The 12,357-nt window shown below is 57.4% G+C and carries 11 protein-coding genes; 4 read left to right on the forward strand and 7 right to left on the reverse strand.

Annotation, left to right across the window (positions count from 1 at the left end; translation table 11 throughout):
* Positions 1 to 20: 20 nt before the first annotated feature.
* The 3 genes from hemN (at position 21) to ACR3EP_RS12260 (ending at position 4,059) form a co-directional block, all read left to right on the forward strand.
* A complete protein-coding gene (gene hemN / locus ACR3EP_RS12250) occupies positions 21 to 1,376 on the forward strand; it encodes an oxygen-independent coproporphyrinogen III oxidase (protein ID WP_480638037.1) in 1,356 nt (451 codons plus the stop codon).
* A 175-nt stretch (positions 1,377 to 1,551) separates the two neighbouring features.
* Positions 1,552 to 3,483: an elongation factor G gene (locus tag ACR3EP_RS12255; protein ID WP_480638038.1), complete on the forward strand. Its 1,932-nt coding sequence runs from the start codon at positions 1,552 to 1,554 to the stop codon at positions 3,481 to 3,483.
* Between the two features lie 96 nt (positions 3,484 to 3,579).
* Positions 3,580 to 4,059 (forward strand): DUF995 domain-containing protein, encoded by a 480-nt coding sequence (locus ACR3EP_RS12260; RefSeq protein WP_480638039.1) that lies wholly within the window; start codon positions 3,580 to 3,582, stop codon positions 4,057 to 4,059.
* Positions 4,060 to 4,087: 28 nt separating this feature from the next.
* Here ACR3EP_RS12260 and ACR3EP_RS12265 read toward each other — a convergent pair whose 3' ends face one another.
* The 5 genes from ACR3EP_RS12265 to ACR3EP_RS12285 form a co-directional block, all read right to left on the reverse strand.
* Positions 4,088 to 5,665 (reverse strand): ABC transporter ATP-binding protein, encoded by a 1,578-nt coding sequence (locus ACR3EP_RS12265; RefSeq protein WP_170350986.1) that lies wholly within the window; start codon positions 5,663 to 5,665, stop codon positions 4,088 to 4,090.
* Entirely contained in the window at positions 5,662 to 6,768 is a 1,107-nt protein-coding gene (locus tag ACR3EP_RS12270; protein WP_170362297.1) for an ABC transporter permease, read from the reverse strand. Before ACR3EP_RS12270 ends, ACR3EP_RS12265 begins: the two co-directional genes overlap by 4 nt.
* Positions 6,769 to 7,854 carry a microcin C ABC transporter permease YejB gene (locus tag ACR3EP_RS12275; RefSeq protein WP_170350988.1) on the reverse strand — a complete coding sequence of 362 codons (1,086 nt, stop codon included), beginning with the start codon at positions 7,852 to 7,854 and terminating at the stop codon, positions 6,769 to 6,771.
* A 9-nt stretch (positions 7,855 to 7,863) separates the two neighbouring features.
* Entirely contained in the window at positions 7,864 to 9,702 is a 1,839-nt protein-coding gene (locus ACR3EP_RS12280; protein ID WP_480639025.1) for an extracellular solute-binding protein, read from the reverse strand.
* Between the two features lie 236 nt (positions 9,703 to 9,938).
* Positions 9,939 to 10,448, reverse strand: coding sequence for a c-type cytochrome (locus ACR3EP_RS12285; protein WP_170351131.1), 510 nt, complete (start codon positions 10,446 to 10,448; stop codon positions 9,939 to 9,941).
* Positions 10,449 to 10,567: 119 nt separating this feature from the next.
* Between ACR3EP_RS12285 and ACR3EP_RS12290 the strand changes: the two genes are divergently transcribed.
* The gene (locus ACR3EP_RS12290; RefSeq protein WP_170413783.1) at positions 10,568 to 11,401 is read left to right on the forward strand and encodes a prephenate dehydratase; all 834 of its coding nucleotides are present in this window, start codon (positions 10,568 to 10,570) and stop codon (positions 11,399 to 11,401) included.
* 10 nt (positions 11,402 to 11,411) lie between these two features.
* Here ACR3EP_RS12290 and ACR3EP_RS12295 read toward each other — a convergent pair whose 3' ends face one another.
* Entirely contained in the window at positions 11,412 to 11,879 is a 468-nt protein-coding gene (locus tag ACR3EP_RS12295) for an N-acetyltransferase family protein (RefSeq protein ID WP_480638042.1), read from the reverse strand.
* A gap of 10 nt (positions 11,880 to 11,889) precedes the next feature.
* Positions 11,890 to 12,357 carry an SRPBCC family protein gene (locus tag ACR3EP_RS12300; protein WP_170350991.1) on the reverse strand — a complete coding sequence of 156 codons (468 nt, stop codon included), beginning with the start codon at positions 12,355 to 12,357 and terminating at the stop codon, positions 11,890 to 11,892.

Below are 12,357 nucleotides of genomic sequence, written 5' to 3' on the forward strand. Positions count from 1 at the left end.
CGTCCCTTAAAGCTATCGCCATGATAGTGAAACCACAATTGGCCAAGCTTGGACTATTTGACGCGAAAGTCCCGCGTTATACAAGCTATCCCACCGCCCCCCACTTCAGCAATGACGTGGGGTCAAGCCTTTATTCCGACTGGATTTCCGGCCTGAAGCCGGGCAGCGAGGTGTCGTTGTACGTCCATGTCCCGTTCTGCCGCAGGCTGTGCTGGTTCTGCGCCTGCCGCACGCAAGGCACCCAAACCGACAACCCGGTGATTGCCTATGTGGACGTTCTGAAAGCCGAGCTTGACCTGCTGGCTGAACGCCTGCCCGAGGGCATTACCCTGTCGCGCCTGCATTGGGGTGGCGGCACGCCAACCCTGTTGAACCCGGATCTGATGCGGGATCTGGCCGCGCGGATTCTGGATGTCGTACCGCTGGGCCCGAATGCCGAGTTCTCGGTCGAGATCGACCCGAACGAGATTGATGAGGCCCGTCTGGACGCATTGGCCGAGGCCGGGATGAACCGCGCCTCAATCGGGGTGCAGGATTTCGACGACGAAATTCAGAAGACCATCGGGCGTATCCAAAGCTATGACGTCACACGCAAAGCCGTGGACATGATCCGCGCCCGTGGGATCAGCAGCCTGAATGCGGATATCCTGTATGGCCTGCCGCACCAGACCAAATCGCGGATGACGGAAAGCGTGCAGAAACTTCTGTCGCTCAGCCCGGATCGTGTCGCGCTATACGGTTATGCCCATGTGCCATGGATGGCCAAGCGGCAGCAACTGATCCCCTCAGATGCCCTGCCGACCCCCGAAGAACGTCTTGATCTGTTCGACACCGCCCGCCGCCTGTTCATGTGGGATGACTATGCCGAGATCGGCATTGACCATTTCGCCACGCAGGATGACGGCCTGACCCATGCGCTCAAGGCCGGGCGGCTAAAGCGGAACTTCCAGGGCTATACCGACGATCAGGCCGAGGTTCTGATCGGGGTTGGTGCCAGCTCTATCTCGCGCTTTCCGCAAGGCTATGCCCAGAATGCGCCCGCAACATCTGCCCATACCAAGGCGATTCGCGAAGGGCGGTTCTCGACCTCACGCGGGCACTTGTTCAAAGGGCAGGACGTTCTGCGCGCCCGGCTGATCGAAGCGCTGATGTGCGATTTCCAGATCAATACAGCCGAGGTTCTGGGCAATCACGACATCACCGGACCAGAGTTGCAGGTTATGTATCAGGCTGCCAATACAGCCTTTGACGGCCTGCTGCGGATCACAGAAGATGGCTTGTTCATCCCGCCTGAGGCCCGTCCGCTGACCCGCATGATTGCCCGCAGCTTTGACGCCTATGACCTGAGCTTGGCCGGCCACAGTTCGGCAATCTGACATCAAGGCAGGTCAGGGCTTGACGCGGCGGGTCGGTTTTTTCCACACTTGCAGGGCGGGCGGAACCCGCCCGCACCCGAGGCAGGCCCAATACCAGACAGTTCGCGCCAACGCATTTGCGTAAGGCTATCCCTTTCGTGCAGCCGATCTGCAATTTGAAAGAGGGACAGCACCCATGCGCGTTTTCACCGTCCTCGGCCCCAGCCAATCGGGCAAAACCACTCTGGTCGAGGCCATCAGCCGCCTCGACGGCCGGTCCACCACATTCGACGTATCCGGAACCGTGCATTTGCACGGTTTTTCTTATTTAGACGAACCCTGGTGCGCCATTGATGTCGATGGCGGCGGCGATAATCTGGCCTATGTCGGCCCTGCCATGGCAATCTCGGACGCCGCCGTGGTGGTCGTGCCGCCCGACCCGCTGGCCGCCGTTCTGTGCGCCCCATATCTGCGACTGGTCGAAGAGGCTGGCATTCCCTGCTTCCTGTTCATCAACCGTATGGACAACCCCAATGGCCGGATTCGCGACATCATTGCGGCGTTGCAGACCTATTGCACCCACCACATCGCCCTGCGTCAGGTGCCGATCCGCGAGGGCGACACGATCGTCGGTGCGGTTGATCTGATCTCGGAGCGGGCCTGGAAATATCAGGAAGGCCAGCCCTCAGCCCTGATCGAATTGCCGCAATCGGTCGAGGACCGCGAACAGGAGGCCCGCACGGAATTGTTGGAAACCTTGTCAGATTTCGACGACAACTTGCTTGAGCAACTGATCGAAGACAAGCAACCGCCCAGCGCCGAGGTTTATGATCTGGCCGCACAAGTGCTGCAGAACCACCAGTTGATACCCGCCTGTTTGGGCGCGGCCAGCCATGGAAACGGGCTGACTCGTTTGATGAAAGCCCTGCGGCACGAGGCCCCGGAGTTTGACATAGCCGCCGGGCGCGACGAAGCGGCAGAAAACGCCCGCGCGATCGCTGGCTTCGCGGATGTAAAAAAACATATCGGCAAGATCGTCGTTCTGCGCGGGCTGGGCGCAGGTGTGAAAGCGCATGAGAATCTGGGCGGCGAAACCGTCGGCAACCTAACTACGTTGGACGCCAAGACGCAGATTGCCGAGCTACCAGCTGGGCAAATTGGGCTCGCCGTGAAATCCGATCACCTAAATCCCGGCAATCTCTATGACAGTTCTTCGGCGACCCCTCTGCCCGAATGGGCCGGCTCCCACCCGGCAGCACATCGTCAGATCGTGTCGCCCACCCATGAGCGAGACGACGTGCGCCTGTCTAACGCACTAACCCGTCTGGTCGAGATCGACCCCGGCCTGCATTTGGAGCAGGACGAACTTAGCGGTCATGCAATTCTGGGTTCACAGGGTCCGCAACACATGCGTCGTGTCACCGCCAAGCTGGACGAGGATTTCGGGATCGAGATTACTGCCGACGCGGTCGAGACCGCCTATCGCGAAACCATTCGCGCACCCGTCGAACACCGTCACCGCCACCGCAAACAATCTGGTGGGGCTGGACAGTTCGCAGACGTAGTAATCTCGGTTGCGCCAATGCCGCGGGGTTCAGGGTTCCAGTTCGAGGAAATCGTAAAGGGGGGCGCGGTGCCCAAGAACTATATTCCATCGGTCGAACACGGCGCCAAGGATGCGTTGGTGCAGGGGCCCGAGGGCTTTCCAGTGGTTGATGTGAAAGTCACGCTTAGCGATGGCAAGCACCACAACGTGGACAGCTCGGACTATGCCTTCCGTACCGCAGGCAAGAATGCTGTGCGTGAGGCCTTGCCACAAGCCAAACCGGTAGTCCTGCAGCCAATACTGAGTGCCGAAATCCACCTGCCGTCGGATTTTGTAGGCGATCTGGTTCCGACCATAAGTTCGCTGCAAGGCCAGGTTCTGGGCTTTGAAGGCAATCCCAACGCCTCAGGCTGGGAGATCTTCAACGCCCAATTGCCCGCCGTGGCCGAGGACGAGTTGCACCGAAACCTTGCCAGCGCCACACGCGGCACCGGTTGGGTCAAGCTGAGCTTTGATCACTATGAAGAGCTGCGCGGACCACTTCCGAAAAGTGCAGCGCGCGAGGCCGCCAACGCACAGTGAAATTCTCAGAAAACCTCTGACCGGCACCCTGGTCAGAGAATACACAGGAGGGCCGCCCCGCATTTCAGGTTTGTTATTTAAAGAGGAGCCGCAGTTATGGCGTATTCAACAACCGTCCTGACGACATTTGTAGTCGCGGCCATTTTTTTGGCTGCTGGGGAAAGCCTTGCCAAGGGGAAACCCAAAGGCGCAAAACGCACTGACCCACAAACGATAGCTAAGCTCTATTCCGGCAAGACAACAAATTGGAGACTTGGAGGGTCGTTCTATTGGGCTCCTAACGGCACCTTACAGGGGATCGGACAAAAAGAAGGCGCCGTTGGCATTGGGCGATGGTACGTCACAAACAGAGGTAAACTGTGTAACGAGACTGACTGGTACTGGTTCGAAAACGGTGCGAGGCAATACAAACGTTTCGAAGAATGTTGGGAGTTTGTGACAGCCCCGGACGGAACAATCTGGGAGAGGTTTATCCCTGAGAAGTCAAACTGGTATCGCCACAGTATCCGTTCGCAAGTCAGAGGCAACCCGCACCAAAGAAAGTTCAACAAATTGAAGAAAGATCTGGGTCTATAACCCTTTGCCGCGCGGGTAGGTACTCACCCTACCCCGCTGCCGCAATCAGTTCACGGGTATAATCTGTCTGAGCATTTTCGAACAAATCTTCAGCCGCACCCATTTCGATGACATCTCCGTTCCGCATGACAATCACCTTGTGAGACATCGCCCGGACCACCTTCAGGTCGTGGCTGATGAACAGATAGGCCAGCCCGTATTTCCGCTGAAGATTGCGCAAAAGATCAACGATCTGCACCTGCACCGTCATGTCCAGCGCGCTGGTCGGTTCGTCCAGTACCAGTAGCTTGGGCCGCAACACCATGGCGCGCGCTATCGCGATACGCTGACGTTGTCCGCCCGAGAATTCATGCGGGTATCGGTCCATTGCCGCCGGGTCCAACCCCACTTCGGTCATCACCTCGGCCACCAATTCGCGCGGGGCACGGTGGGGGTCGACCTTATGGATCGCCAAGCCCTCGGCAATGATCTGCATGCAGGTCATCCGCGGGCTAAGGCTGCCAAACGGGTCCTGGAACACGATCTGCATGTCTTTGCGCAACCGCCGCAACTCTCGCGTGGACCAGCGGCGCACGTCCTGTTCGCGAAAAGTGATGGCGCCTTCGGACGCAATCAGGCGCATGATCGCCAGCGCCAGCGTCGTCTTACCAGACCCGCTTTCACCGACAATGCCCACCGTCTCGCCCGCGCGCACGCTAAGCGTGGCGTCGTTCACTGCCTTCACATGGCCCACGGTCCGTTTCAAAAACCCGCGCTGGATCGGGAACCAGACCTTCAGGTGATCGGTACGGGCAACCTCTTCGGCCTCGGGGGCGACGGGGTCGGGATGACCCGAGGGCTCGGCCCCCAGCAGTTTCTGCGTATAGGGGTGCTGCGGGTTGTTGAAGATCTCTGCAGTGGCGCCGGTCTCGACGATCTCACCATCCTTCATCACGCAAACCCGGTCGGCGATGCGCCGCACAATGCCCAGATCATGGGTGATGAACAGCATCCCCATATTCTCAGACTTTTGCAGCTCGGCCAACAACTCCAGAATCTGCGCCTGAATGGTCACGTCCAGGGCAGTTGTCGGTTCATCCGCGATCAGAATGTCGGGCTTGTTGGCCAGCGCCATTGCGATCATGACCCGCTGCCGCTGCCCGCCGGACAACTGGTGTGGATAGCTGTCCAACCGATCCTGCGGATCACGAATCCCCACCTTGGTCAGCAGTTCGACAATACGTGTGCGTGCCGCATCTCCGCTCAGACCCTGGTGCAGGGCCAGCGATTCTGCCATCTGCTTTTGGATTGTGTGCAGCGGGTTCAACGAGGTCATCGGCTCTTGAAAAATAAAGCTGATATCATTGCCGCGCACGTCCATCAGCTTGTCTTGCGAGGCGCCGATCATCTCATCACCGTCATAGGTGACCGAACCTTCGACGATAGCACTGTCCCCCAGCAACGACACGGTGGACAATGCCGTAACCGACTTGCCTGATCCGGATTCCCCCACAAGTGCGACGGTTTCCCCCCGGTCCACAGTGAACGAAACACCTTTGACCGCCGCGCTCACCTGCCCGTCCTGCTTGAACGAGACCTTGAGATTTTTCACATCCAAAAGGCTCATGAGAAGGTCTTTCTGGGGTCAAACGCATCGCGAACGCCTTCAAAGATGAAGACCAGCAGCGACAACATGATGGCAAAGGTGAAGAACGCAGTGAAGGCCAGCCAAGGTGCCTGCAGGTTCTGTTTCGCCTGCAAGGTCAATTCCCCCAGCGACGGCGCCGAAGACGGCAAGCCAAAGCCCAAGAAATCCAGCGAGGCCAATCCGCCAATGGTGCCAGTGACGATGAAGGGCATGAATGTCAGCGTCGCAACCATCGCGTTGGGCAGCATGTGGCGGAACATGATCGTCATGTTGCCCACGCCCAACGCCCGTGCCGCGCGGACATATTCCAGATTGCGCGCGCGCAGGAATTCGGCCCGGACAACGCCGACTAATCCGGTCCAACTGAACAGGATCATCAACGCCACCAGCAGCCAGAAACTTCGACCCAGAATGGCGAACATGATGATGATCACGTACAGCGATGGGGTGGCCGACCAGATCTCGATGATGCGCTGAAAGACCAAATCCAACCAGCCGCCGAAAAAGCCCTGAATTGCACCGGCGAAAATGCCAATCAGGCTGGCGGCCCCTGTGACCATCAATGTGAACAGGATCGACAAGCGGAAGCCATAGATGACCCGAGCCAACACATCGCGCTTGGTGTCATCGGTTCCCAACAGGTTCTGCCCATTGGGCGGCAGCGGTGCGGCCCCTGGACGATCCACACTGGTGTTGAAGGAGTATGGAATCAGCGGCCAGATCGCCCAACCGCGTTCAAACCCCTCGGCCTGAAAGGTCCCGTCTTTGATTTCGTCAATGATCCCTTCTGGATCGTCGAAACACTCCTCAAGCCCGCCGCTGTCGATCAGACACTGCACCTCGGGATCGCGATAGATTGCTTCGGTTTGGAAATCCCCGCCGAATTCAGTTTCCGGGTAAAAATTGAAGATCGGCGTATAAAGCTCACCCCGATATTTCACCAGGATCGGCTTGTCGTTCGCGATGAACTCGGCAAACAGCGAGATACCGAACAGTACCGAGAAGATGATCAGCGACCAAAAAGCCCGGCCATTGCGCCGGAAATTACGCCACCGGCGCTGATTGAGGGGGGAAAGCGCCATTTACCCCTCCCGCTTTTCGAAATCGATGCGCGGGTCGACCAGCACATACATCAGATCGCTGACGATACCGACGACAAGACCCATCAGGCCAAAGATGAACAGCGTGCCAAAGATCACCGGGTAGTCGCGTGCGACAGCTGCCTCGAACCCCAAACGGCCCAGACCATCGAGTGAGAAGATCGTCTCGATGATGATCGAACTTCCGAAGAAGACGCCAATGAACACCGCCGGGAAGCCTGCAATCACGATCAGCATGGCATTGCGGAACACGTGGCCATACAGCACCCGGCCCTCGCTTAGGCCCTTGGCCCGGGCGGTCATGACATATTGCTTTTTGATCTCATCCAGAAACGAGTTCTTGGTCAGCAGCGTCAGCGTCGCAAAGGCAGAAATCGTCAGGGCAATGACCGGCAGTGTGATGTGCCAGAAATAGTCCGCGATCTTGCCAATCAGGCTGAGGCTGTCCCAATTGTCAGATGTCAGCCCCCGCAGCGGGAAGATTTGCCAGTAGGACCCACCGGCAAACAGCACCAGCAGCAGGATCGCAAACAGGAAGCCGGGAATGGCATAGGCCACAATGATGGTGCCACTGGTCCAGGTATCGAACTTTGAACCATCCTTGACCGCCTTGCGAATACCCAGCGGGATCGACACCAGATAGGCAATCAATGTGGACCACAGGCCCAGCGAGATTGAAACGGGCATTTTTTCCAGCACTAGATCAATCACGCTGATCGAGCGAAAATAACTCTCGCCGAAGTCCAACGTCATGTAGTTGCCCAACATGTCAAGGAACCGTTCGACCGGAGGTTTGTCGAATCCAAATTCCTTTTCCAACTCTTCGATAAATTCGGGCGGCAATCCGCGCGCGCCGATATAACGGTCATTCACGCTGCTGGTTTGCTGCTCGATATCGCTGCCGCCGCCTGCGATGCCTTCGAACACGTCACCGCCCCCTTGCATCTGGGCGATCATCTGTTCAATCGGACCACCGGGGACAAACTGAACCAGCGTGAAATTGACGATCATGATCCCAAGCAATGTGGGGATGACCAGCAACAGGCGTCTTAGAATATATGCTCCCATGGGGGCGGATTACCTCAACGCGCCCGAGGATTTCAACTCGGCTTCTTTTTTGGCGTTGATCCACCACAGGTCTTCCACGCCCAACGCATAGGGTGGCAGGTTTTCCGGGTATTCGTACATGTCCCAATACGCGACCCAATATTTGCCCAGATACCATGTCGGAACCATGATCCGCTTAGCCCTCAGAACACGGTCCAACGCGCGGACATTGGCGAAAAGCTCCTCGCTTTCGGTGGCGGCAACGATGTTGTCGATCAATGGTTCAATATCGGGACCATGCGCACCCGACGGGTTGAATACGGAATACGAGGCCGCCTCGGTCCCGAATTGCTGATACAGGCCAGTCGAAGGCTGCAGTGATTTCGGATACCCGCCGACGATCATGTCAAAATCCCGATCCCGGCGGCGCAGCGTGAACTGGGCATTGTCCACCCGGTTATACAGCGCGTCGATACCCATTGCCCGCAGGTTATCGACAAAGGGCTGAACGATGCGGTCCAGCGTCGGTTGGTCCGACAAAAACTCGATCGACAACACTTCGCCCTTGTCGTTCCGGCGAATGCCGTCATCACCAACCAGCCAACCGGCCTCGTCCAATAGCTTCATCGCCGCGCGCAGGTTGCGACGGTCGTTCTGACGCGCCGGGCGCGATTCATGGGCGCTGACCGGTTCCTCGGTCAGAACGTCCGGGTCCAACGCATCGCCGAGGCTTTGCAGCACCTCCAATTCACGCCCTTCTGGCAGGCCAGTCGCCTCAAGGTGCGTGCCTTCCCAGAACGAACTGCGCTGTTGGAACAACCCGTACTGCAGGCTTTCGTTGGTCCATTCGAAATTATAACCAAGCTGGATGGCTTCGCGAACACGCGGATCCTGCAACTGTGGGCGATCAAGATTCATGATGAAGCCTGACGCAGATGGCACGTTTCCATTCGCCAACTCGTCCCGAATGACGGAGCCGTTCGCAATGGCCGGAAAATCATAGGCGGTCGCCCAGCTTTTCGAGTTGTTTTCCTGCCGCAACGTGAACGTGCCTGCCTTGAATCCCTCCATCGCGGCAATCGAGTCACTGAAGTACTCGATCCTGATGGTGTCATAGTTGTTGCGACCCACGTTTACGTTGACGTGATCGCCCCAATAATCGGGGTTGCGCTTGTAAATGATGCGCCGGTTGATGTCATAGCTGTCCAAAACATATGGGGCAGATCCAACCCCCTGAACCAAACGCGGTTCATCCAGACGCCGGTTTTCCGGGTCTGCTTCGAACCAGGCTTTGGAAAACACCGGCGTTCCGCCCACCTGCGAGATCAGTGCCCGGCGCGAGATATCCGGTGCGAAATAGAATTTGACCCTGTGTTCATCCAGTGCCTCGGCGCGTGGGATACGTTTGCGAACCGCATCTGCATAAGACTTCAGTCCCTGATCCAGCAGCAGATTGTGGGAAAACACAACATCCTCGGCGGTCACGGGGCTGCCGTCGGAAAACCGGGCCTCGGGCCGCATGTTGAAAATAACCCAATCCTGACTTTCCGGGTATTCCAAGCTTTCGGCCAACAACCCATAATAGGACGCGGGCTCATCATAGGATGAGACCAGCAGGGTTTCATATTGGTCAGCAGACCGCGCACCCGCGCGCCCTTTCCGCGTAAACGGGTTCAAGCTAGAGAACGTGCCCTGCGCCGCATAAGATAGCTCTCCCCCACGCGGAGCGTCGGGGTTCACATAGTCGAAATGAGCGAAACCTTCGGGGTATTTCAGATCGCCGAATTCCGAGAATCCGTGGCTTTTGATTATCTTTTCTTCCGCAAAAAGTTGAGCCGATGTCAGCATGACCACAATCAACCCGAACATCAAAGCGTGCGACCAACCCTTAATATCCACCGAGCGCGCCTGTGCAGTAAGTCGATTGGATATCATTTTGCTCATCCTCTGGGTCGTTGTGTCTTTTATCTTGTTCGCGCCAGCTAAATGACCAGCACTGTCAGGTTCAAGTTTAGAATGCGTGAACACTTTGTGAAGTTTTTCTTAGGCAAAAAAAAGCCGCTGCGCGAGGCAGCGGCTTAGAAAATCATGCTTTGATCAAACGATCAGTTGCCGATGGTCTGCAGATACGCGATCAGATCGGCGCGCTCTTGCGGTTTCTTCAGACCGGCAAAGCTCATCGAAGTACCCGAGATGTAAGCACTTGGGCGCTCGAGGAACGCATCCAGCGCTTCGGGAGTCCAATTGCCGCCATGGGCCTGCATCGAGGCTGAATAGCCGGTGAAGCCGTTGGCTGATGCAACCGGGCGATCTACGACACCGTACAAGTAGGGGCCGGTACCGTTTGCGCCGTCCTCCAGCTTGTGGCAGGCGGTGCATTTACGGAAGACACGGGCGCCTTTTTCCGGATCGGCGGCGGCCAGCATATCTTCGAAGACCACCTCTTCACCGTCGGCGCTTTCACCAGCGCTTTCGGTTTCGATAATGTAAGAGGCTGTCTCACCATGCCCATCCGCATGGTAAAGAACTTCGGCACCCCATTTGGCCAGAAGAAGCACCAGGAAGGTGCCAAACAGGCCTGCGGCGGCCTTGGTAACTGTCATCGTGTCGAACATTGATCGCGAGTCCATTTCAGCTGTCTGCGGGGTGTCTAAGGCTTCCCCTTGCAAGAGGCAAGGTATAGACACCGCGACTAAACGCCCAATTCTAGAACTTGTTGCACGGAATCGACCAAATGAGCAATCGTATCGCATTTCAGGGAGAACCAGGCGCCTATAGCCACGAGGCCTGCCGCAATGCACGCCCCGATATGGAGGCCCTGCCCTGCCGTACTTTCGAAGATGTGATCGAATCGGTTCGGTCAGGCGATGCTGATCTGGCGATGCTGCCGGTCGAAAACACCACCTATGGCCGGGTGGCGGATATTCACCGCCTGCTTCCCCATAGTGGGCTGCACATCATTGATGAGGCCTTTGTACGCGTGCATATCAATCTGCTAGCCGTCCCCGGGGCAACGCTTGAAGATATTACCGAGGCGCATTCGCATTTGGTTCTACTGCCGCAATGCGCAGGCTTTCTGAAAGAACACGACATTCGCGGCCGTGTCAGCCCCGACAACGCGCGCGCCGCGCGTGAGGTCTCGGAGCAAGGTGATTTGCATTCTGCGGCACTGGCCAGTGAGCTGGCGGGCGAAATCTATGGGCTGAACGTGCTGGCCCGTCACATCGAAGATCAGGACAACAACACCACGCGGTTCCTGGTGATGTCGCGGCAGGCGGACATGTCCCGACGCGGCCCGCATGGCATGATCACCAGTTTCGTGTTTCAGGTGCGCAACATTCCGGCTGCGCTGTACAAAGCGATGGGCGGGTTTGCCACCAACGGTATCAACATGACAAAGCTGGAAAGCTATATGGTCGACGGGTCATTCACCGCGACCCAGTTTTATGCCGATATCGTCGGACACCCCGAAGACCGCAACGTGCAGCTGGCCATGGAAGAGCTGGAGCATTTCACCACCAATGTCGAAGTACTGGGCGTCTATCCCGCAGCGCATTCGCGCGGGTAAGCGCCTGGTTTCATTTAACTGTGTAGGCTTTGCACACAGCCCCTTCGTGTGATCTGTAATCGATAAACCCCATTGCGGCGTAATAGGCCAAACCTTCGGCGTTACTTGCCGCAATGGTGGCGTCGATGGCGGGAATGCCCTGCTCTTTGGCAACCTTCAATGTCGCCTGAAACAAGGCCCGCCCCACCCCGCAACGCGCGGCCGAGGGTCGAATGTGGGTACCGATGATTCCCCAGCCGACTTGTACTCCGTAAGGATTGGCTGCGACCGCCCGTTTCATGGACTGGAACCCCAAAAGTCGGGTTTCGCTGAGTGCCAAGACACATGTCAACTGATCCGGGTGCCCGACATAGTTCGTCAGTACAAAGCCCGGGTCACTCGGTCTTCTGCGTTTTCCGGCAGCAGTAATTTCATGCAACACGTCTGAAATGCCTTGGACGTCGTCCAAACCGGCCTGTCGGATGATCAGATTGTCCATTTGCCTCCTGTCAGGAACCGTGCAGATGGCGTTCTTCCATCTCGCGCGCGAACTCGCTGAGCCGCAGTTGGAATTGTCGTCGGAACCGCGACTGGCCCAGTCTCAGTGACTGAAGCAACAACCGGGCCGGCAGCGTTTTCGCCGCCAGCGCCATCTCGACACTCAAGCGGGTGCGGCGCTGCGACAAGGCCAGAAACTCAACAGTTGTTGTCCCGTTCATGCCCTTGCTTGCTGCCTGAAACCGCATCAAAGCAGGCGGGTCGCATTCAGCCATCTCAATCGCAACATGGCGGGGCTTGCCACGCAGGTTGAACTCGGTTTCCCACTGCGTACCGGGCACAACACCCATATGACCCGACATGCGCCTTACTTCGATCCCCCGGCGCATGGCCATGCGTTCGAACCGCTCAAAGTCAGCGACCATTTCGAACACCGCATTGATCGGGGCTTCGATATCTTCGCGTGCTGTAAACTGCAT

The organism is Ruegeria sp. BB10, from assembly GCF_056535725.1.

Coding starts and splice junctions, on each gene's coding strand:
- ACR3EP_RS12255 (WP_480638038.1), top strand. CDS start 1,552: ATGCGCGTTTTCACCGTCCTCGGCCCCAGCCAATCGGGCAAAACCACT.
- ACR3EP_RS12275 (WP_170350988.1), bottom strand. CDS start 7,854: ATGGGAGCATATATTCTAAGACGCCTGTTGCTGGTCATCCCCACATTG.
- ACR3EP_RS12285 (WP_170351131.1), bottom strand. CDS start 10,448: ATGTTCGACACGATGACAGTTACCAAGGCCGCCGCAGGCCTGTTTGGC.
- hemN (WP_480638037.1), top strand. CDS start 21: ATGATAGTGAAACCACAATTGGCCAAGCTTGGACTATTTGACGCGAAA.
- ACR3EP_RS12270 (WP_170362297.1), bottom strand. CDS start 6,768: ATGGCGCTTTCCCCCCTCAATCAGCGCCGGTGGCGTAATTTCCGGCGC.
- ACR3EP_RS12290 (WP_170413783.1), top strand. CDS start 10,568: ATGAGCAATCGTATCGCATTTCAGGGAGAACCAGGCGCCTATAGCCAC.
- ACR3EP_RS12260 (WP_480638039.1), top strand. CDS start 3,580: ATGGCGTATTCAACAACCGTCCTGACGACATTTGTAGTCGCGGCCATT.
- ACR3EP_RS12300 (WP_170350991.1), bottom strand. CDS start 12,357: ATGCAGTTTACAGCACGCGAAGATATCGAAGCCCCGATCAATGCGGTG.
- ACR3EP_RS12265 (WP_170350986.1), bottom strand. CDS start 5,665: ATGAGCCTTTTGGATGTGAAAAATCTCAAGGTCTCGTTCAAGCAGGAC.
- ACR3EP_RS12280 (WP_480639025.1), bottom strand. CDS start 9,702: ATGTTCGGGTTGATTGTGGTCATGCTGACATCGGCTCAACTTTTTGCG.
- ACR3EP_RS12295 (WP_480638042.1), bottom strand. CDS start 11,879: ATGGACAATCTGATCATCCGACAGGCCGGTTTGGACGACGTCCAAGGC.